17 protein-coding genes are annotated in these 21,205 nt (G+C 70.0%); 8 read left to right on the forward strand and 9 right to left on the reverse strand.

The features are described 5' to 3' along the window. Positions 1-198: 198 nt before the first annotated feature. Positions 199-3,228, reverse strand: a complete 3,030-nt coding sequence (uvrA, locus tag ACFV7R_RS00985) for an excinuclease ABC subunit UvrA (protein ID WP_385258337.1) — start codon at positions 3,226-3,228, stop codon at positions 199-201. Positions 3,229-3,453: 225 nt separating this feature from the next. On the opposite strand from uvrA, the gene ACFV7R_RS00990 reads away from it, so the two are divergent. Together ACFV7R_RS00990 and ACFV7R_RS00995 are read left to right on the forward strand one after the other, a co-directional pair. Then, entirely contained in the window at positions 3,454-4,140 is a 687-nt protein-coding gene (locus ACFV7R_RS00990; protein ID WP_385258340.1) for a maleylpyruvate isomerase family mycothiol-dependent enzyme, read from the forward strand. 112 nt (positions 4,141-4,252) lie between these two features. Beyond that, entirely contained in the window at positions 4,253-4,909 is a 657-nt protein-coding gene (locus ACFV7R_RS00995) for an MBL fold metallo-hydrolase (protein ID WP_385258343.1), read from the forward strand. A gap of 229 nt (positions 4,910-5,138) precedes the next feature. On the opposite strand, the gene aroQ is transcribed toward ACFV7R_RS00995, so the two are convergent. After that, positions 5,139-5,618 (reverse strand): type II 3-dehydroquinate dehydratase, encoded by a 480-nt coding sequence (gene aroQ, locus ACFV7R_RS01000; RefSeq protein ID WP_385258346.1) that lies wholly within the window; start codon positions 5,616-5,618, stop codon positions 5,139-5,141. A 104-nt stretch (positions 5,619-5,722) separates the two neighbouring features. Between aroQ and ACFV7R_RS01005 the strand changes: the two genes are divergently transcribed. Next, a complete protein-coding gene (locus ACFV7R_RS01005) occupies positions 5,723-6,769 on the forward strand; it encodes a S66 peptidase family protein (protein ID WP_385258349.1) in 1,047 nt (348 codons plus the stop codon). Between the two features lie 61 nt (positions 6,770-6,830). Continuing rightward, positions 6,831-8,135: an MFS transporter gene (locus ACFV7R_RS01010; protein WP_385258352.1), complete on the forward strand. Its 1,305-nt coding sequence runs from the start codon at positions 6,831-6,833 to the stop codon at positions 8,133-8,135. A gap of 32 nt (positions 8,136-8,167) precedes the next feature. Here ACFV7R_RS01010 and ACFV7R_RS01015 read toward each other — a convergent pair whose 3' ends face one another. The 6 genes from ACFV7R_RS01015 to ACFV7R_RS01040 all read right to left on the reverse strand — a co-directional run bounded on the left by ACFV7R_RS01015 (position 8,168) and on the right by ACFV7R_RS01040 (position 16,505). Beyond that, positions 8,168-9,268 (reverse strand): calcium:proton antiporter, encoded by a 1,101-nt coding sequence (locus ACFV7R_RS01015; protein WP_385258355.1) that lies wholly within the window; start codon positions 9,266-9,268, stop codon positions 8,168-8,170. Positions 9,269-9,403: 135 nt separating this feature from the next. Then, positions 9,404-10,405: a TerC/Alx family metal homeostasis membrane protein gene (locus ACFV7R_RS01020; RefSeq protein ID WP_385258358.1), complete on the reverse strand. Its 1,002-nt coding sequence runs from the start codon at positions 10,403-10,405 to the stop codon at positions 9,404-9,406. A gap of 260 nt (positions 10,406-10,665) precedes the next feature. Beyond that, the gene (locus ACFV7R_RS01025; protein WP_385258361.1) at positions 10,666-12,651 is read right to left on the reverse strand and encodes a TerD family protein; all 1,986 of its coding nucleotides are present in this window, start codon (positions 12,649-12,651) and stop codon (positions 10,666-10,668) included. 54 nt (positions 12,652-12,705) lie between these two features. Then, positions 12,706-13,284 (reverse strand): TerD family protein, encoded by a 579-nt coding sequence (locus tag ACFV7R_RS01030; protein WP_129797301.1) that lies wholly within the window; start codon positions 13,282-13,284, stop codon positions 12,706-12,708. A 160-nt stretch (positions 13,285-13,444) separates the two neighbouring features. Continuing rightward, positions 13,445-15,595, reverse strand: coding sequence for an excinuclease ABC subunit UvrB (gene uvrB, locus ACFV7R_RS01035; RefSeq protein ID WP_385258364.1), 2,151 nt, complete (start codon positions 15,593-15,595; stop codon positions 13,445-13,447). A 40-nt stretch (positions 15,596-15,635) separates the two neighbouring features. Beyond that, complete coding sequence (locus ACFV7R_RS01040) at positions 15,636-16,505, reverse strand: MHYT domain-containing protein (protein ID WP_385258366.1); 870 nt, start codon at positions 16,503-16,505, stop codon at positions 15,636-15,638. Between the two features lie 279 nt (positions 16,506-16,784). Between ACFV7R_RS01040 and ACFV7R_RS01045 the strand changes: the two genes are divergently transcribed. Both ACFV7R_RS01045 and ACFV7R_RS01050 read left to right on the forward strand, forming a co-directional pair. Further along, on the forward strand, positions 16,785-17,654 hold the full coding sequence (locus ACFV7R_RS01045) for a glycerophosphodiester phosphodiesterase (protein ID WP_385258368.1): 870 nt from the start codon (positions 16,785-16,787) through the stop codon (positions 17,652-17,654). Between the two features lie 55 nt (positions 17,655-17,709). Then, positions 17,710-18,264 carry a methylated-DNA--[protein]-cysteine S-methyltransferase gene (locus ACFV7R_RS01050; protein WP_385258370.1) on the forward strand — a complete coding sequence of 185 codons (555 nt, stop codon included), beginning with the start codon at positions 17,710-17,712 and terminating at the stop codon, positions 18,262-18,264. Positions 18,265-18,277: 13 nt separating this feature from the next. Here ACFV7R_RS01050 and ACFV7R_RS01055 read toward each other — a convergent pair whose 3' ends face one another. Beyond that, complete coding sequence (locus ACFV7R_RS01055) at positions 18,278-18,706, reverse strand: VOC family protein (RefSeq protein ID WP_385258372.1); 429 nt, start codon at positions 18,704-18,706, stop codon at positions 18,278-18,280. 66 nt (positions 18,707-18,772) lie between these two features. Between ACFV7R_RS01055 and ACFV7R_RS01060 the strand changes: the two genes are divergently transcribed. Together ACFV7R_RS01060 and ACFV7R_RS01065 are read left to right on the forward strand one after the other, a co-directional pair. After that, the gene (locus tag ACFV7R_RS01060) at positions 18,773-19,714 is read left to right on the forward strand and encodes a pseudouridine-5'-phosphate glycosidase (protein ID WP_385258374.1); all 942 of its coding nucleotides are present in this window, start codon (positions 18,773-18,775) and stop codon (positions 19,712-19,714) included. Continuing rightward, positions 19,711-20,667, forward strand: coding sequence for a carbohydrate kinase family protein (locus ACFV7R_RS01065; protein WP_385258376.1), 957 nt, complete (start codon positions 19,711-19,713; stop codon positions 20,665-20,667). The genes ACFV7R_RS01060 and ACFV7R_RS01065 overlap by 4 nt, the downstream gene beginning before the upstream one ends. Positions 20,668-21,205 lie beyond the last annotated feature (538 nt).

The raw sequence follows: 21,205 nt of genomic DNA on the forward strand, positions 1-21,205 counted from the left end.
GGTCCGGGGAGCAGAGGGCGTCGGAGGCGCCGCGGCCGCCGGCGTTCGTGGTGCCGGGGTCGGCGCGGGGGGGGGGGGGGCGCGCCGGTCGGGGTCGTATGTGGTTTCGGTGTTGGGGGGGTGCGGGTCCACGGGGGGGCCCCCCGGGGGGAGTCCCCGGGGGGCGCCGCCCTTCGCATGGTTCTTGCGAGGTGCTGCTCAGGCCTTGCGGGCCCGCGTCGTCTTCTTCGCAGGCGTCGTCTTCTTGGTGACCCCGGCCGCCTTCTCGGTCGACGTGTTGTTGGCCGTCCTGGCCGTCGCCGTCTTCTTCGCCGGCGCCTTGGCGGCCACCGTCTTCTTCACCGCGGACTGGCGCGGGACCTGCACCGCAGCGGCGTCGCTGATCCGGTCGGCGCCGAGGATCTCCCGCAGGAACTTGCCGGTGTGGCTGGTCGAGACCGCAGCGACCTGCTCGGGGGTGCCCTCGGCGACGACGAGGCCACCGCCGGCTCCGCCTTCGGGGCCCATGTCGACGATCCAGTCGGCAACCTTGATCACGTCGAGGTTGTGCTCGATCACGATGACCGTGTTGCCCTTGTCGACCAGGCCGGACAGCACCGTCAGCAGCTTGCTGATGTCCTCGAAGTGCAGGCCGGTGGTCGGCTCGTCCAGGACGTAGACCGTACGCCCCGTGGAGCGCCGCTGAAGCTCACTGGCGAGCTTGACGCGCTGGGCCTCACCGCCGGACAGGGTGGTGGCGGACTGGCCGAGCCGGACGTAGCCGAGGCCGACGTCGTGCAGCGTCTTCAGGTGGCGGGCGATCGCGGGGACGGCCTCGAAGAAGTCGAGGGCCTCCTCGATCGGCATGTTCAGGACTTCGGCGATGGACTTGCCCTTGTAGTGGACCTCCAGCGTCTCCCGGTTGTAGCGGGCGCCGTGGCAGACCTCGCACGGGACGTAGACGTCCGGGAGGAAGTTCATCTCGATCTTGATCGTGCCGTCGCCCGAGCAGTTCTCGCAGCGGCCGCCCTTGACGTTGAAGGAGAACCGGCCGGGCAGGTAGCCGCGGACCTTCGCCTCGGTCGTCTCGGCGAACAGCTTGCGGATGTGGTCGAAGACGCCGGTGTACGTCGCCGGGTTCGACCGCGGCGTGCGGCCGATGGGCGACTGGTCGACGTGCACGACCTTGTCGACGAGGTCGTCGCCGTCCACGCGCGTGTGCCGCCCGGGCACGTTCCTCGCGCCGTTCAGCTCGCGGGCCAGGTGCGTGTACAGGATGTCGTTGACCAGCGTCGACTTTCCGGAGCCGGACACGCCCGTGACCGCGGTGAACACGCCCAGCGGGAAGGACACGTCGATGTCCTGGAGGTTGTTCTCACGGGCACCGTGCACGGTGAGCTGCCGGGACGGGTCGCGGGGGCGACGGATGTCCGGCATCGGGATGGACTTCTTCCCGGCGAGGTACTGACCGGTCTGCGACTCCTCGTTGGCGAGCAGCTCCTTCAGGGAGCCGCTGTGCACGACCTTGCCGCCGTGCTCGCCCGCGCCGGGGCCGATGTCGACGACCCAGTCGGCGGTCTTGATGGTGTCCTCGTCGTGCTCGACGACGATGAGCGTGTTGCCCATGTCGCGCAGCCGGACGAGGGTCTCGATCAGCCGGTGGTTGTCGCGCTGGTGCAGGCCGATGGACGGCTCGTCGAGGACGTACAGGACGCCGACGAGGCCGGAGCCGATCTGGGTGGCCAGGCGGATGCGCTGGGCCTCGCCACCGGACAGCGTGCCGGCGGCGCGGTTCAGCGAGAGGTAGTCCAGGCCGACGTCGACCAGGAAGCGCAGCCGCTCGTTGACCTCCTTCAGCACGCGCTCGGCGATCTTCTTGTCCCGGGCGTTGAGCTTCAGCTCGCCCAGGAACTCCGCGCAGTCGCTGATCGACATCGCGGAGACCTCCGCGATCGACTTCTCCATGATCGTGACCGCGAGGACGATCGGCTTCAGGCGCGTGCCCTCACAGGTGGGGCAGGGCACCTCGCGCATGTAGCCCTCGAAGCGCTCGCGGCTGGCGTCGCTCTCGGCCTCGCTGTGCCGGCGCTTGACGAAGGGGACGGCACCTTCGAAGGGCGTGGTGTAGACGCGCTCGCGGCCGTACCGGTTGCGGTAGCGGACCTCGATCTGTGTCTTGTGGCCGTGGAGCAGCGCCTTCCGGGCACGCTGCGGCAGGCCCGCGAAGGGGATGTCCGTCCGGAAGCCCAGCGCGTCCGCGAGCGCGCCGATCAGGCGGCCGAAGTAGTCCTTGGTGTGCCCGTGCGACCAGGGGTGGATGGCGCCCTCGTCGAGGGACTTCTCCTCGTCCGGGACGATCAGCTCGGGGTCGACCTCCATACGCGTGCCGATGCCGGTGCAGTCGGGGCAGGCGCCGAAGGGTGAGTTGAAGGAGAAGGAGCGCGGCTCCAGCTCCTCGAAGGAGAGGTCGTCGTACGGGCAGTACAGGTGCTCCGAGTACATACGCTCGCGCTCGGGGTCGTCCTCGGGGAGGTCGACGAAGTCGAGCACGACCATGCCGCCGGACAGGCCGAGGGCGGTCTCCACGGAGTCGGTGAGGCGGCGCTTGGCGGAGTCCTTCACCGTGAGACGGTCGACGACCACCTCGATGGTGTGCTTCTCCTGCTTCTTCAGGGTGGGCGGGCTGGAGAGCTGGATCGTCTCGCCGTCCACCCGCGCGCGGGAGTAGCCCTTGGTCTGGAGGTCGGCGAACAGGTCGACGAACTCGCCCTTGCGCTCGCGCACCAGCGGCGACAGCACCTGGAAGCGGCTCCCCTCCGCCAGCTCCAGGACCTTGTCGACGATGGCCTGCGGCGACTGCCGCGAGATCGGGCGGCCGCATTCGGGGCAGTGCGGCTTGCCGATCCGCGCGAAGAGCAGACGCAGATAGTCGTAGACCTCGGTGATGGTGCCGACCGTGGAGCGCGGGTTGCGCGAGGTCGACTTCTGGTCGATCGAGACGGCCGGGGACAGGCCCTCGATGAAGTCGACGTCCGGCTTGTCCATCTGGCCGAGGAACTGGCGGGCGTACGAGGAGAGCGACTCCACGTAACGCCGCTGACCCTCGGCGAAGATGGTGTCGAAGGCCAGGGAGGACTTGCCCGACCCGGACAGGCCCGTGAAGACGATGAGCGAGTCCCGAGGCAGGTCGAGCGAGACGTTCTTCAGGTTGTGCTCGCGCGCGCCACGGACGATGAGACGGTCGGCCACGCCGGTCCGCACCTTTCTTGAGAGAAGTGACAGGGGCGGGGCCCCCGTGCTTTCTCAGACTAGGGGGAGCCACTGACAACGCCGGTCGGATTCCCGAGTTGCATAGCAATCCCCGACCATCCAGCATGCCCGACGCCACAACCGACCATATAGCACGCGCATTCGATTTACGGGCCGGGTCCACCACCTTCACCCAAACGTGTGGCGGGAGCTAGGGTCGGCATCATGACTGATCACGCGCGTGACCTGGTGTCTGTACGTGAAGCGACCGAACGGCTGCTCATCGCGGTCGGCAAACTGGACAACGCGTCCGTGTCGCAACCGTCACGGCTCCCCGGCTGGAGCTGCGGTCATGTTCTCGCCCACCTCGCCCGCAACGCGGACGCCCTCGTGAACGTCCTGGAGGGCCGTCCCATGTACGTCTCCGGCCAGGCCCGGGACGCTGACATCGAACGGGACGCGCCCCGTCCGCTGGACGTCCAGCTCGGTGATCTCCGCGAGAGCGCGGCCCGCTTCCAGGATGCGGCGGCCGTGCCCGCCGACTGGTCGCGCACGGTGGAGCTGCGCAACGGCGTCACCGACTCCGCGTCCCGGTTGCCCTTCCGGCGGTGGGCCGAGGTCGAGCTGCACCATGTGGACCTCGGCATCGGGTACGAGCTGGAGGATCTGCCGGCGGAGTTCGTGGAGCGGGAGATCGACTTCCTCGCGGACAGGTTCGCCGGTCATCCAGAGGTGCCGTCCACCCGGCTGACGGACGGCACGCGCGCGTGGAGCACGGGCAGCGCAGCGCCTGAGCCCGAGATCACCGTGACGGGGTCCCGGGCCGACCTTCTGGGCCGGCTCGCCGGCCGCCGCGACGGAGCCGGCCTGACCGTGTCGGGCGGCCCCCTGCCGACGCTTCCACCCCTGTAGCCGACGGGCAGCTCACACTCCTCCGGGCCGGGGCCGTGCCCGCCGCTCCCGGCCGCCCACGGTGGCCCCCTCGGCGGGCCCCGGCCCGGACTCCCGGCGATAGGCTGCCACCATGACGTACAGCGGACAGGTGACGGTCGGCGGCCCGGCGGACGTGCACGAACTGAAGGACCTGATGATCACCAAGATCGCGGTGGGCCCGATGGACAACAACGCCTATCTGCTGCGCTGCCGGGCCACGGACGAGCAGGTGCTGATCGACGCGGCGAACGACGCCCACACGCTGCTCGGCACGATCGGTGACGACGGCATCGCGTCCGTCGTCACCACGCACCGGCACGGCGACCACTGGCAGGCGCTCGCCGAGGTCGTGGCAGCCACGGGAGCACGCACCTACGCGGGCCGGGACGACGCCGACGGAATCCCCGTACCGACCGACGTCCTGGTCGACGACGGCGACACCATCCGGGTCGGGCGCGTGGAGCTCACCGCGCGCCATCTGGTCGGGCACACGCCGGGCTCGATCGCCCTCGTCTACGACGACCCGCACGGGCACCCCCATGTGTTCACGGGGGACTGCCTCTTCCCGGGAGGTGTGGGCAACACCCACAAGGACTCCAAGGCGTTCGCCAGTCTGATCCACGACGTCGAGACGAAGATCTTCGACGTACTTCCGGACGAGACATGGGTCTACCCGGGACACGGCAACGACACCACGCTGGGAGCCGAGCGGCCGCATCTGCCGGAGTGGCACGCGCGCGGGTGGTGACCCCCGTCTCCGGGGGGCGTGAACCGCCAAACGCGCGCCCCGTGTGAATCCTCTGCACGCGCCGGCCTCCCGCGCGCACTCCCCGCGCACGCGGTTGCGCGGTCAACTGGATGCAGCCCCGCGCGGGACGACGGCACCTGCGCGGTATGGGCCGCCGGCCCCCCTCGATCCCCGCCCTCGGCCGGCGGCCCGGGCAACACCCGTACCCCAGCGCCACCCTGACGGCGCTTCAGGACTGCGTGTCGGCCTGTGCCGACCCGACCAGCGCCGCGACCCGCTCCACCCCGAACACATACCCCTGGACTCCGCATCCCGCGATGACCCCGTCGGCGCGCAGGGAGACGTACGAGTGGTGCCGGAACGACTCGCGCTTGTGGATGTTGGAGATGTGGACCTCCAACACCGGAAGGCCGTCACAGGTGTTGAGCGCATCCAGGATCGCGACGGATGTGTGCGAGTAGGCGCCGGGGTTGATGACGATGCCGCAGTGATTCAGCCGCGCCTCGTGGATCCAGTCGACCAGCTCACCCTCGTGGTTGGACTGCCGGAAGTCGATCGTGCCGCCGTGCGCGGCCGCCGCCTTGGCGCACAGAGCCTCGACGTCGGCCAGGGTCTCGGAGCCGTAGATCTCCGGCTGGCGCTGGCCGAGCAGGTTCAGGTTGGGGCCGTTGAGGATCATGATCGGGGCGTTGGCCAGGGTGCGGGGCACGGTTCCTCCGGTCCGTTCGGGGTCGGGCGGTCCGTCGATGACCGCTGCTCAGACCCCGGTTTATCACGCTGCACGGACCACGCCATGGGTCATACCCTCCGGGTATGACCGTGATCTCGTATCCGCCCAAGCCCTTCCCCGGCGACCGCATCGCCGTCCTCTCGCCTGGCGCGGGCCTTCCCGGGCTCTTCCCACGCCCCTTCGAACTGGGCCTGGAGCGGCTGCGCAAGGACTACGAACTCGAACCGGTCGAGTACCCGGCGACCCGCAAGATGGGCTCGACACCGCAGGAGCGGGCCGACGACATCCACGCCGCGTTCGCCGACCCCGGCATCAAGGCGGTCATGGCGTCGGTCGGCGGCGACGACCAGATCACCGTACTGCCGCTGCTGGACCGGGAGTTGATCCGGGCGAACCCGAAGCCGTTCTTCGGGATGAGCGACAACACGAACCTGCTCATGCTCCTGCGCAACGCAGGAATCGTCGGCTACCACGGCGCGACGGTGATGACCGCGCTGGGCCGCCCGGGCGCCATGGACCCGCTGACGGCAAAGTCGCTGCGGGCGGCGCTGTTCACGTCAGGTGAGTACGAGTTGAAGCCCGCCGAACGTTGGAACGACGTCGACCGCGACTGGGCCGACCCGGCGACTTTCGAGGCGGAGCCGGAGACGCGGCCCGGCGCCGGGTGGAGCTGGGTGAAGCCCGACCGGGTGGTGGAGGGCCACAGTTGGGGCGGATGTCTGGAGATCGTCGGCTGGCTGCTGATGGCCGACCGGGAGATCCCGCACGACCTCTCGGAGTTCGACGGCGGCGTACTGCTCCTGGAGACCTCGGAGGAGATGCCGAGCGGCACGGAGGTCTTCCGCACCCTGCGGAACATGGGCGAGCGCGGGCTGCTCCAGCGCTTCTCGGCGCTGCTGATGGGCCGTCCGAAGACCTGGTCCTTCGACCGCCCCAACAGCGCGGAGGAGGCCACTCGTTACGCCGCCGGGCAGCGCGAGGCCGTCCTGCGCGCCATGGAGGCCTATGCCCCGGACACCACGATCGTCTTCGACGTCGACTTCGGGCACACCAGTCCGCAACTGGTGATCCCCTACGGCGGCCTGGTGCGCGTCGACGGGCCCGCCCGGCGCATCACCGTCACATACTGACGGGGCCGATCACCCCCGCGCGCCCCCGTAACCCGCCGTCACTGTGGGTAGTTGACGCAGCATGCACGACGTACGCACCGTAAGGGCGCCCTCCATGCTGCGGCTCGCGGCCGCCTCGCTCGCCGGAACGGCCATCGAGTTCTACGACTTCTTCGTCTACGGGACCGCCGCGGCGCTGGTCCTGGGGCCACTGTTCTTCCCGACGTTCTCGCCGGTGGCGGGGACCCTGGCCGCCTTCGCGACGTTCGGGGTGGGCTTTGTGGCGCGGCCACTGGGATCGGTGCTGTTCGGGCACATCGGGGACCGGCACGGACGCCGGCCGGTCCTCGTCGCCTCGCTGCTGCTGACCGGCGCCTCCACGGTCGCGGTCGGCTGCGTGCCCACGTACGACACGATCGGTGTGGCCGCTCCCCTGCTGCTGCTCGTGCTGCGCTTTCTGCAGGGGCTGGGGCTCGGCGGCGAGTGGGGCGGGGCCGTGCTGCTGACCGTGGAGCACGCGCCTGCCGAGCGGCGAGGTCTGTGGTCGAGCTTCCCGCAGGTCGGGCCGGCGCTGGGTTTCCTGCTCGCCAACGGCGTGGTGCTGGGGCTGTCGGCGACGCTGTCCGACGCCGAGTTCGCCGCCTGGGGATGGCGGGTGCCGTTCTGGGCGGCGGGGGTGCTGGCCCTGCTGGGGCTGTGGCTGCGGTCGTCGCTCGCCGAGAGCCCCCGGTTCCTCGAGATCGACGACCACGCGCGCGTGCCGCTCGCCGAGGTGGTACGCGACCACTGGCGGCTCCTCCTGCTGACGGCCGGGGGGCTGTCGATCGGATACGCGATCTTCTACGCCGTGACGACCTGGTCGCTCGCGTACGCCACGGAGCGGCTCGGTGTGAGCCGCTCCGTCATGCTGACCTGCATCATGGGCGCGGTGGTGGTGAAGGGCTCGCTCACACCGCTGATGGCGCTGCTCGGCGACCGGTACGGGCGGCGGCCTCTGTGCCTGATCGGGTGCGCTGCCGCCGCCCTGTGGATGTTCCCGATGGTCGCGCTCCTCGCGACGGGCGCGCCGTTGCCGATGTTCCTGGGCTTCGTCGGGGCGATGCTCGCGTTCATCACGATGTTCGCCGTGATCGCCGCGTATCTGCCGGAGCTGTACGAGCCCCGGGTGCGCTGCACGGGCGCCGCGGTGGGCTACAACCTCGGCGGCGTCCTCGGGGGCGCGCTCACGCCGATCGTGGCGACGGCGCTGGCCGAGCAGGGCGGTCGGGTGCCCTGGGGCGTCGCCGCGTACCTCACCATCATTGCGTTGCTCAGCCTGGGATGCTTCGCGCTGCTCCCGGAGACCCGTCCGGTGCGGGTGGCGGCGGCAGAGGCGACGGCCGGCTGACGCAGGACGTCCATGGGTGGCTCGTACGCCTCCTAGGGATTGATCGCGAGTTCCAGGTAGGCCGCGAACATCACCAGGTGGACGCCTCCCTGGAGGGGTGTGGCCCGGCCCGGCACCACGGTCAGGGAGGTCACCACGACGGTGAGCGCGAGCAGCACCATGTGGGTGGCGCCGAGGCCCAGGACCAGGGGTCCGGAGAGCCAGATGGAAGCCAGGGCGACTGCGGGAATGGTCAGGCCGATGCTGGCCATCGCGGAGCCGAGGGCGAGGTTGAGGCTGGTCTGCACACGGTCGCGGCGGGCGGAGCGCAGCGCGGCGATGGTCTCGGGGAGCAGGACGAGCAGCGCGATGATCACACCGACGACGGCGTGATGCAGACCGGCGGCCGCCACTGCGGACTCGATGGTGGGCGACACACCCTTGGCCAGTCCGACCACCCCCACCAGCGCGAGCCCCAGCAGGGCCAGACTGATCCACGCGGTGCGCGCGGACGGCGCTTCGGCGTGGTCGTCCGCGGTGATCACCTCGCCCTGCCGGGTGATGGGCAGGAAGTAGTCGCGGTGCCGCACGGTCTGGGTCGCCACGAACAGGCCGTAGAGGATCAGCGAGGACAGTGCGGCGAAGGTGAGTTGTACGGCGGAGAACTCCGGGCCCGGCTTGCTCGTGGTGAACGTGGGCAGCACCAGGCTGAGTGTGGCGAGCGTCGCGACGGTCGCGAGGGCGGCGCCGGTGCCCTCGGGGTTGAAGACGGCCGTGCCGTGGCGCAGGGAGCCCACGAGGAGGCTGAGGCCGACGACGCCGTTGCAGGTGATCATCACCGCCGCGAAGACGGTGTCCCTGGCCAGGGTCGAACTCTTGGCGCCGCCGTCGGCCATCAGGGTGACGATCAGGGCGACTTCGATGATGGTGACGGCGACGGCGAGGACGAGGGAGCCGAAGGGCTCGCCGACCCGGTGGGCAACGACCTCGGCATGGTGCACGGCGGCCAGGACCGCCCCGGCCAGCACCACGGTGACCACCGCTACGACTGCGGCCGACAGATCCCGCCCCCAGGTGAGGACGAGCAGGACCACCGCGAGCATCGGCATGAGGGACGTCCACCGGGTCGTGAACGACCTGAGCCGAGGGATCATGCGGCGATCGTCGCAGACGGGCAGGGGCCCCGCATTCCGGCCAGTCCCGGCATCAATGTCCGCACGAACGACCGGGGCGGTGGACGGCAATCCGCCGCACACCGCCCTGACTGCGTTGCTCTCGCGTCTCCGCGGTCAGGCGTCGACGCTGTTCTTCGGAGTGCCCTCGCTCGGCGCCTGCGCCGCTTCGGCGGCCGCCTGCTTCTTGGAGGCCCTGAGGCTGGTGATCGTGGTGATGACCAGGACCGAGCAGATCACGCCGAGCGAGACCGGGATGCTGATCTCGGGGACGTGGACCCCCGACTCGTGCAGGGCGTGCAGCACCAGCTTGACACCGATGAAGCCGAGGATGATCGACAGGCCGTACGACAGGTGGACCAGCTTCTTCAGCAGGCCGCCGATGAGGAAGTACAGCTGCCTGAGGCCCATCAGCGCGAAGGCGTTGGCCGTGAACACGATGTACGGGTCCTGCGTGAGACCGAAGATCGCGGGGATCGAGTCGAGCGCGAAGAGCACGTCCGTGGTGCCGATCGCGAGGATCACGACCAGCATCGGGGTCATGACCCGCTTGCCGTTCTGCTGGATCCACAGCTTGGTGCCGTGGTAACGGTCGGCCACACCGAAGCGCCGCTCGGCCGCCTTGAGCAGCTTGCTCTCCTCGTACTCCTCGTCCTCCTCCTCGGCCCGGGCCTCCTGGATGAGCTTCCAGGCCGTGTAGATCAGGAAGGCGCCGAAGATGTAGAACACCCACGAGAAGCTGGCGATGATCGCGGCGCCCGCGGCAATGAAGATCGCGCGCAGTACGAGAGCTATGAGCACGCCGATGAGGAGCACTCGCTGCTGGTACTGCGTGGGCACGGCGAACTTCGCCATGATCAGCACGAAGACGAAGAGGTTGTCGACACTCAGCGATTTCTCGGTGATGAAGCCGGCGAAGAACTCACCGGCGGGCTGGCCTCCGCCGAAGACGAGCAGCCCGAGGCCGAAGAGGCCCGCCAGCACGATCCAGACGACGGTCCAGATCCCGGCTTCCTTGATCGATACGTCGTGCGGCTTGCGGCCGATGAAGAAGTCGACCGCGATCAGCGCGGCCAGTCCTACGACGGTCAGGACCCACAGGGTCAGGGAAACATCCACTGCGCCTCCGGCAGTACGTAACGGCAAACAGTCAGTCAGCGTCGTCGCTGCCGGAGGTCTCTTCCACCCATAAGCGGGCCGACGCCCCGGGATCTGGCCTGATCCGTATTGACGGGTACGCCGCAGTAGTCAGGGAGTACTCCCCTCCGTGCTGAAAAGAGTACCCAATCACCAAGGAAAGGCAAAGTGATTAGTAAAAGAATGACCAAAGACGCTGGTCAGAGCGCTTTACATGTGCTTGGTACGGGCGGCGATGACGGTCACCGGTGCCATGTGCGGCGAGCCGCGGCCACCTGTGTGAGCACCTGCTGGAGCACCTGGCTGCCGGAGGGCACGACCGGCGGCTCGTACGTCCAGGCGTGCCCCACCCACGGGTCGGCGAGGTGGTCGTCGGCCACCGGAGTCAGTCGCAGAAGCGAACGCCACAGGGGGTCGAGCAGCGGTCCGTAACCCGCGGAGTCCTCGCGGTCGGCCACCATCATCAGATGGACGCCGACAGCCGGGCCCTCGTCGGCGAGATAACGCAGCTGGGTCACCGCCCGGTCGTCGAAGCCGTGCGGGAAGTCGTTGACCACCAGCAGGTGCTGGGAGGTGTCCATGCCCGGTGGCAGAGCGTCGGCCGCGCCGCCCCGCACCGCCATCTGCACGAGGTCGACGCGCTGAGTGAGTCTGGCCAGGGCGTCCGCCACACCGGCGGCACCTACGGCGGGCGGCGCCGCGAGCGCTCCGGTCTGCACCAGCGGTACCAGCGCCTGCGCTCCGGAACCGGCCGGGTCGATCACATGCACGGTGAACTCACCCGCCGGATGGACGGCGAGCAGCCGGGCCGCGTGGGCCACCGCCGATTCCATCGCCAGGCGCCGCAGATCGTGCGAGTCGGCGAACGAGCCGTCGAGCGCCCCGACACGTCCGCTGTCGATCCACAGACCGCGCTCCAGCGGCAACCGGACCAGCATCGGGATGCGCAGCTGGGCACACTCGGGCAGATGCAGGTCGCCCAGGCGCAGGGCCATCGGCATCTCCATCGGCACCCGGTAGCCGTGCCAGACGGGGTTGTCCCAGCCCGCGTACGCCGGTGGCAGCGCGGGTTCGACGACGGCGGCCTCCGCAGTGAGCTGGGCGACATCCCGGTCGAGGGCCTCTTTGGCCTGGTCGACGAGTTGGGTGTGCCGGGCGCGGGCGGCCTCGCGCGCAGCGTCGGCCTGTCCGCCGATCCGGCCGCGCGGATCGGACAGGACCTGCTCCAGCTCCTTGTCCATGCGCGATTCGGCGAAGTCGACTGCGCTGCGGTAGGCGGCCGTGGTGCGGGCCAGGTCCTCGAACATGCCCCACACCTGGTTGTAGAGCCGCTCGTCCATGGACCAGCCGGTGGCGTCGCCCGCGACGGGCTGGGCGGGCTGACCCGGCGCCGCAGGGGGCGCGGTCGGCGGGGGCGGGGGCGGCGCCCCGTTCTGCCGACGGGGATGGTTGTAGTCGATCGGGCCGGCGGCGGTGGGCGCGGACGGCTCCGTGAGGGCGGACGGGTCGGCCGAGGCCGGTCCTCCGGGGTAGCCCGTACGGGATCCCGCGCCGGTCTGGGGGCTCTGGGCGCCGTAGGGTGAGCCGCTCTGGTCCGGCCGGGTGGGGGCGGCCGACTGCCTCGTGCGGTCACCGTCCGCCGTGCGCGGTGGGGGCGCCGCCACGGAGCGGGCCAGTCCGCGGGCCACGGCGTCGTTGATGGTGCCGGCGAGCTGGTGGGCCTGGGGCAGGTGCTGGTCGGTGAAGAGCTCGGCGAGCCCGCCCGCATAGCCCTGACCGACCGCGCGCACCTTCCAGGCGCCCTGGCGGCGGTAGAGCTCCAGGGCGACGACGGCCGTTTCCGCTTCCAGGCCGGTGATCGTGTAGCTGGCGACCTCGGTTCCGTCCAGCCCGGTGACCGCGACGTAGGGGGCGGCCAGGGCACCGAAGCGGTTCGGCCCTCCCCCGACGCCGCCCGGCAGGGCGAGCAGCACATGGACGCGGTGCACCGTGTCCGGCATGGCGTCCAGATCCACCGCGAGGCGATGGTCGGCGGCCGCCTGCCGGGGGACCTCGAGTCCGGGCAGGGTGGGTGCGCCCGGGTGGGCCACCCGCTCCACTGCGTGGACCTTGCCCTGGTCGTCGCTGAGCGTGGCCACGGCCACGATCGGCGTGCCGGCCGAGACCCGGATCTCGAGACGGACCTGGGAGAGCGGGTGGTTCTGCCCCCGCACCAGTTCGGCCGTCATCGCCTTCGTCCCCCTGTGTCGTGTCGGTGTCGTGTGCCGCTCGCCGGGCCCGTCCTAAAGGAGCGGCAGGATCGCCGGCATCAGGTCCTGGAAGGTGCGACCGTTGGCCGGGTTACCGAGGGCCGTCATCGTCCAGCCCGGGCCATTGCGATGCACCTTCGCCATGATCTGGGCCGTGTACTGACCGCCGCCCGCCAGCGTGTAGCGGGCGAGCTCCTGGCCGTTGGTCTCGTCGACGAGGCGGCAGAACGCGTTCTGCACCTCCTGGAAGGTCTGGCCCGTGAAGGAGTTCACGGTGAAGACGATCTGGTCGATGTGGACCGGGAGGCGCTGCAGGTCGACGAGGATCGCCTCGTCGTCGCCGCCCTGGCCGACACCGCCGACGAGGTTGTCACCGGTGTGCCGAACGGAGCCGTCGTCGCTCACCAGGTGGCGGAAGAAGACGACGTCGACCGGCTGCTTGTCCGCGAACAGGACGGCGGAGGCGTCGAGGTCGATCTCCCGGGTGCGCGAACCGAACAGGCCGCGGCGCGGGGCCGCCTGCCAGCCGAGACCCATGCGCACCGCGGTCAGGCTGCCGCCGTCGTTCTTCTGCAGACTGATGGCCTGACCCTTGGTCATGTTGACGGTCACGCGCTGTTTCCCCTCTCGAGCGTTCCCCTGTTGCCGCGATGCCGCGGATGACCAGAACCCTACGCAGGGGCACTGACAGTGCCGTACCCCGGTCCGCACTTTGTGTCGGTCTTGCAACACAGCGCATTCCCGGCGAGGTCACTGAGGCCTCCGAGGCCCGTCAGGCCAGTCCCGCCTCCTTCATCTGGCGGAGTTCCTTCTTCATCTCGGAGACCTCGTCGCGCAGCCGGGCGGCGATCTCGAACTGCAGGTCCGCGGCTGCGGCGCGCATCCGCGCGGTCAGCTCCTCGATCTGCTCGGCGAGTTCGGCCGCGGGACGGTCGGTGGGCACGGTTTCCCCGGCCTTGCCCTTGGCCCGCTTGGCCGCCTTCCCGCCCTTGACCGCGTGCTCGCCCAGGGAAGGCACCGGGGCCTTGGTGCCGTGGCCGTCCTTCTTCGCCTTGCGGTAGCCCGTACCGAGCAGCTGCTCGGTGTCGACGTCCTCGCGCGCGATCTGCGCGACGATGTCGTTGATCTTCTTGCGCAGCGGCTGGGGATCGACGCCGTTCGCCTTGTTGTACGCGACCTGCTTCTCCCGGCGGCGGTTGGTCTCCTCGATGGCCTTCGCCATCGCCGGGGTGATCTTGTCGGCGTACATGTGGACCTGGCCGGAGACGTTGCGCGCCGCACGGCCGATGGTCTGGATCAGTGAGGTGCCGGAGCGCAGGAAGCCCTCCTTGTCGGCGTCGAGGATCGCCACGAGGGAGACCTCGGGCAGGTCCAGGCCCTCACGCAGGAGGTTGATGCCGACCAGCACATCGAACTCGCCGGAGCGCAGTTCGCGCAGCAGCTCGACGCGGCGCAGGGTGTCGACGTCGCTGTGCAGATAGCGGACCTGGATACCGAGTTCCAGGAAGTAGTCGGTGAGGTCCTCGGCCATCTTCTTGGTGAGCGTGGTGACCAGGACGCGCTCGTCCTTCTCCACGCGCGTGCGGATCTCGTGCACCAGGTCGTCGATCTGGCCCTCGGTGGGCTTGACGACGACCTCCGGGTCGACCAGGCCGGTGGGGCGGATGATCTGCTCGACGACGCCGTCCCCGCGGGAGAGCTCGTAGGTGCCCGGGGTCGCCGAGAGGTAGACGGTCTGTCCGATGCGCTGCTGGAACTCCTCCCACTTCAGGGGGCGGTTGTCCAGAGCGGAGGGCAGCCGGAAGCCGTGCTCGACGAGGGTGCGCTTGCGGGAGGCGTCGCCCTCGTACATGGCGCCGATCTGCGGCACGGTGACGTGCGACTCGTCGATGACGAGCAGGAAGTCCTCGGGGAAGTAGTCCAGCAGGGTGTTCGGCGCGGAGCCGGGCAGGCGGCCGTCGAAGTGCATCGAGTAGTTCTCCACGCCGGAGCAGGTGCCGATCTGGCGGAGCATCTCGATGTCGTACGTCGTCCGCATCCTGAGGCGCTGGGCCTCCAGGAGCTTGCCCTGCTTCTCCAGCTCGGCCAGGCGCTCGCCGAGTTCCTTCTCGATGTCGTTGACGGCCCGCTCCATGCGCTCGGGGCCCGCGACGTAGTGGGAGGCCGGGAAGACGTACAGCTGCTCGTCGTCGCTGACGATCTCACCGGTGAGGGGGTGGAGGGTGGAGAGCGCCTCGATCTCGTCGCCGAACATCTCGATGCGGACGGCCAGCTCCTCGTAGACCGGGAAGATCTCGATGGTGTCCCCGCGCACCCGGAAGGTGCCGCGGGTGAAGGCCATGTCGTTGCGTGTGTACTGGATGTCCACGAAGCGGCGCAGCAGCTCGTCGCGGTCGATCTCCTCGCCGACCCTGAGCGGGACCATACGGTCGACGTACTCCTGCGGCGTACCGAGACCGTAGATGCAGGACACCGAGGCGACCACGACGACGTCGCGGCGGGTGAGCAGCGAGTTGGTCGCGGAGTGACGCAGGCGCTCGACCTCCTCGTTGATCGAGGAGTCCTTCTCGATGTAGGTGTCCGACTGCGGGACGTAGGCCTCGGGCTGGTAGTAGTCGTAGTACGAGACGAAGTACTCGACGGCGTTGTTCGGCAGGAGCTCTCTGAACTCGTTCGCCAGCTGGGCGGCCAGGGTCTTGTTCGGGGCCATCACCAGGGTGGGGCGCTGAAGCTTCTCGATCATCCACGCGGTGGTGGCGGACTTGCCGGTGCCGGTCGCACCGAGGAGGACGACGTCCTTCTCACCTGCTTCGATGCGCCGGGCGAGATCGGCGATGGCCGTCGGCTGGTCGCCGCTCGGCTGGTAGGGGCTGACGACCTCGAAGGGCGCCACCGTGCGTTCGATGCTGGAAACGGGCCGCATGGAATCCACCGTACGACCCCGCACTGACAACGGGCTCGGATCACCAGTTCTGCGGGGTGCGGGAGCGGTGGCGGGTCGGGTGCCGACGGGAGCGGAGCGCGATGCGGCGGGACTGGTGGGGCCGGTCGGGCGCGTGGGCCGGGACGCCGGGCTTGTCCTCGGCTCGCGGCCAGCGCGGCTTGCCCATGACCATGAGGGGGTCGAACAGCACGACGACGCCCGCGAGGCAGAGGAAGGCGAGGGGGCCGATCAGCATGGGGGCGAGCAGCGCCGCCGGTGAGTCGCCCGTGGACGGGTCGGCGGGGGCGTGGAGGTGGACGCTGAGGGCTGCCATGCCCGTGTAGTGCATGCCGCTGACCGCGAGCCCCATGACGAGGCTGGCGCCCACGCTCCACCACAGTCCTCTGACCTGTCCGGCCGCCCACAGGGCGGCCGTGGCGGCGACCATGGCTATGACGACGGAGGCGGCGACGGTGAGGGTGTTGTACTCCAGTTTGCCGTTCAGCTGCATGCCGGCCATGCCCAGGTAGTGCATCGACGCGATACCGAGACCGGTGATGGTGCCTCCGGTGAACAGGGCGGTGCCCCTGGCACCCCGGTAGCCGACGATGAAGATCCCGATGCCGACCATCACGATGGCGATGCCCAGGCTGGCGTACGTCATCGGTTTGTCGTAGTGGATCGGCGCTTCTTCGACCTTGAAGCCCATCATCGCGATGAAGTGCATGGTCCATATGCCGGAACCGATCGCCGCGGAGCCCAGGGCGAGCCACCCGGGGCGCCAGGAGCCGGCCACGAGCATGGATCTCGTGGTGCAGCGCAGGCCGAGCGCACCGCCGAGGCATGCCATGAGGTAGGCCACCACGGGTGTGACGAGGCCGTAGCTGAATCCGTCGACCGTGCCTTGCATGCGCGGCTGCCTTTCCGCCCTCTTCCGTCCCGGAATGTCCTGATGTGCGCCCCTCCCAGGACCGCAACGAACGGTCAGGGTTGAGGCAGAGAGTATGACTCGCACCGGAATGCTCGAACGATTTTCCGGCAAAGAAACACGTCCCTGCCTCAGTTGTGCCGCTACGGTGAGCGGTCTCGGGCATCACCATTCAATCTGTGGCCATCCTGTACCCCTCTGGCGTTGACCCTCTGCTGTCACGGTGGAGCCGTCCGTGATTCTTCGACGCGAGGAGTACGCATGCACGCGCGCGCAGTTGCCGCCACGACCACCGCGCTCCTGGGGACCGTCGCCCTGTTGCTCCCCGCCGCCGACGCCGACAGTGCTGCCGAGCAGCCTGTGGTCATCGCCCACCGGGGCGCCTCGGCGCAGGCGCCCGAGAACACCCTCGCCGCCGTCGACAAGGCAGCCGAGCTGGGCATCCAGTGGGTCGAGAACGATGTGCAGCGGACCAAGGACGGCGAGCTCGTGGTGATCCACGACGACAGCCTGCAGCGGACCACCGACGCGGAGAAGGTCTTCCCCGACCGCGCGCCCTGGAAGGTGAAGGACTTCACGGCCGCCGAGATCGCGCGCCTCGACGCGGGGAGCTGGTTCGCCCCCTCCTACGCGGGCACGCGCGTGCCGACGCTCAAGGAGTACCTGCGTCGAGTCGAGCACCATCACCAGAAGCTCCTTCTCGAAATCAAGAAGCCGGAGCTGTATCCGGGAATCGAGCAGCAGACGCTCAAGCTCCTCGGCAACGAAGGCTGGCTCGACCGGCAGCACCTCACGGGCCGGCTGATCGTGCAGAGCTTCAGCGCGGACAGTGTGCGGGCCGTCCACGAGCTGAAGCCCGCCGTCAGGACGGGTTTCCTCGGGACACCGTCCATGGCGGAGGTTTCCGGGTACGCGCGCTTCGTCGATCAGATCAACCCGTCGTACGGGACCCTCTCGGCCCGTTATGTCTCCGCCGTCCACGGCTTCACCGGCGCCCACGGCAGGCCGCTGGAGGTCTTCACCTGGACCGTGGACGACGCGGCCACCGCCCGGCGGGTCGCCCGGTACGGCGTCGACGGCATCATCACCAACAAGCCCGACGTGGTGCGCGAGGCCCTCGGCGGGGAGTGACGGGTGCCGGGGCCGGCCGCCGGTCGTTGTCAGTGGCGGGTCGTACGGTGGGCGCATGGACAGCCATGGGCAGGACGAGCAGCAGGTCGTGTGGACCGTCGTCGACAGCGACATCGGTCCGCTGCTGCTGGCCGCGACGACCGAGGGCCTGGTCAACGTCGTGTTCCACGCCACGGACGCGGTGTGCGACAGGGCGCTCGCCCGGCTGGCGTCCCGGCTGGGCGCCGAGCCGGTCGAGGCACCCGGCTCTCCCCTGCTGGCCGAGGCGATACGTCAGGTGGAGGCCTACTTCGCGGGTGAGCGGCGGGACTTCCGGCTGCCGCTGGACTGGTCATTGATCTCGGGCTTCAACCGTCAGGTGCTGCGCGAGCTGGCGTCCGGCGTGCCGTACGGCACGGTGGTCGGTTACGGCGATCTGGCCGACCGGGTCGGTCAACCGGGCGCGGCCCAGGCGGTGGGCATGGCGATGGGCTCCAATCCGCTGCCGGTGGTCGTGCCCTGCCATCGGGTCGTCGAGAGCGACGGCGGCATCGGCGGGTTCGGCGGCGGTCTGGAGACCAAGCGGAGGCTGCTGGCGCTGGAGGGCGTGCTGCCCGAGCCGCTGTTCTGAGGCCCGGGCCCACTCACGCGTAGTGACGTGCCTCCAGGACGTTGCCGTCCGGATCCCGGAAGTAGAAGCTGCGGGGTGCCTTGCCGCGTGCGCCGAAGGAGTCGCGGGAGATGTCCGAGACGGGGACCGAGCGCTCCTCCAGGGGTGTGCGCAGTGCGTCGAAGTCGTGCTCCGACAGTGCCAGGCAGACGTGGTTGACCGGGTGGCCCGCGCTCCCGGCGGCGTCGGGGAGCACGTTCATGCGTTCGGCCATGCTGAGAGGTGCGAGGTCGAAGATGGTCTCGTCATTGAGGCGTACGGAAGGGAAGGACACCTTGCCCGCGGCGAACTCGGTGACCCTCAGGGGCTCCAGGCCCACCGCCTTCTCGTAGAAGTCTGCGGCGGCGGCCGGATCGCGCACCCACAGGACGACGTGATCGAGACGTGTCGTGTTGTCCGTCATGCTCCCCAGGCTGGTGTCGTCCCTCACCGGCCGCAAGGGTTTGACGGGGCCCGCCGCCCGCCAGAGATGAGGGAAGACCGACAGACAGGAGGCAGGCGCGTGACGCTGGTGGTGTCCGAAGAGGTGCGGGAGGCGGTCCACGCACGCCGGCCCGTGGTGGCCCTGGAGTCCACGATCATCGCGCACGGGCTGCCGCGGCCACGCAATCTGCAGGTGGCGCTCGAGCTGGAGGAGGCCGTACGGCAGGAGGGCGCCGTCCCGGCGACGATCGCCGTGCTGGACGGACGGCCCCGGGTCGGCCTGGACAAGGAGCAGCTGGAGCGGGTCGCCGGCGAGGACGGGATCCGCAAGCTGGGCCACCGTGACCTGGCCCTCGCCGTTGCCTCCGGGGCGAGCGGGGCGACCACGGTCTCCGCGACCGCGCTGCTGGCGGCGCTGGCCGGAGTGCGGGTCTTCGCCACCGGCGGGCTCGGCGGGGTGCACCGGCAGTGGACGGTGACGCAGGACGAGTCCGCCGACCTGGGCCTGCTGGCGCGCACGCGGATCACGGTGGTGTGCGCGGGGGTGAAGTCGATCCTGGACGTACCGGCGACTCTGCAGCGGCTGGAGACACTGGGCGTCGCGGTGGCCGGGTACGGCACGGACCGTTTCCCCGGCTTCTACCTCTCCGACTCGGGACACCCGGTGGACTGGACCCTGGACAACCCGCAGCAGGTGGCGGAGGTCATGCGGGCCCAGGACACGCTCGGTGTCCCGGACTCGGCGCTGATCGTGGCCAACCCCGTTCCGGAGGCGGAGCAACTGGATCCCGGGCTGCACGCACGCGTGCTCGCCGACGCACTGCGGGCCTGCGAGGAGGAGGGAGTCAGCGGCCAGGCCGTCACACCGTTCCTGCTCGACCATCTGGTACGGCACACCGACGGTGCCTCGCTGCGGGCCAACCTGGCCGCAGTACGCGGCAACGTACGGCTGGCGGGGCGGATCGCGGCGGCCTGGGCCGGGGCGTGAGCGGCTCGGGGACGCCGGGGCAGGGGGCCGCTTCGACCCGCCGTGGCTCCCCGAGCGGTGCGCTGCTGGTGGTCGGGGACGTGGTGACGGACGTCGTCGCCCGGCATCGAGGGCCTCTGGCCGCGGGCACCGACACGGCCGCCGTGATCCGGACGGTGCCCGGTGGCGCGGGCGCCAATGTGGCCTGCTGGGCCGCCCATTGGGGTTGCGCGGAGGTGCGGCTGCTCGGGCGGGTGGGGAAGGACGCGGCGGATTGGCACGAGCGGGAGCTGGCCGCCGCCGGGGTGCGCTCACGTCTGGTCATCGATCCGCAGGCGCCGACCGGGACGGTGATCTGCCTCGTCGACACGGGCGCTTCGGCAGAGCGGACGTTCCTCACCGACAGCGGTGCCTCGCTGCGTCTCGAGCCCGGTGACTGGTCGGACACCTTGCTCGACGGCGTCGCATGGCTGCATCTGTCCGGCTATCTGCTCTTCTCCGAGCAGAGCCGCGCGCTGGCGGCGCTGGCCCTGGCATCGGCAGGCGCACGTGGGGTGCCGGTGAGTCTGGATCCGGCGTCGGCCGGTTTCCTCATGGAGCTGGGCGTCGACCGTTTCCTCGCGTCGGTCGAAGGGGTGGGGGTCCTGCTGCCCAGCCGGGACGAGGCGTGCCTGCTGACCGGGTTGCCGGATGCGGCGGACGCGGCGGCGAAACTGAGCCGCCACGTCCCGCTGGTGGTCGCCAAGCAAGGGGCGGACGGGGCTCTGGTCGCCCGCTCCGGGACCGTGCACACACGGGTGCCCGCCGCGCCGGCGAGGCCCTTGGACACCACCGGCGCCGGCGACGCGTTCACGGGCGCGTTCCTCACCGCCCTGCTCGCAGGCGCCGAGCCCGAGGCCGCGGCGGCGGACGGGTGTCTGGCGGGTGCGCGGGCGGTCGAACAGGTGGGCGGCAGGCCTCCGGTGAGCAGCTGACGGCAGGCAGAACGGCGAGCCTGGTCCGCCTTGTCGACCGCTTCCTGGGCGCGGCAGTTCCCCTCATGTCCACCCCTTGCGTCCCCACGCCGAAATCATCGGAACCGCGGCAAGATCCATGGTGTCGGAGGGTGGTGAGGGCCTCGGAGCGCGCTCCCGCCCCGGACTGCCGGTTGTCGAGGAGAGACCCGTCCATTGACGTCATACCGAGATCATCCCATTTATCCGACTTGCCGGGAGGGGGCGACGCTCCGGTGCGACGGGAGGTCCACGACGAGGTGGACGACGAGATGGACGACGAGATGGACGAGGTATCAGGCGCCGGGCGCATCGAGACGGGCGGTCGGCCCGTGCCGATGCCAGACGGCGTAATTCCCGCCACGGGACCGCCACAGGCCCCACGGGTCAACTCCCGTTGTCCACAGGCCGGAACCAAGCGGAACCCGTGGTTTCCACAGGCTTACCCGCCGCTCACGCGGCCCTGGCACACTGGCGCGACAGGCGCAGGATGCGGCGCGAGGGGATCCGAGCAAGGAGA

This window comes from Streptomyces sp. NPDC059866 (assembly GCF_042731325.1).
GTDB classification, from domain to species: domain Bacteria; phylum Actinomycetota; class Actinomycetes; order Streptomycetales; family Streptomycetaceae; genus Streptomyces; species Streptomyces flavusporus.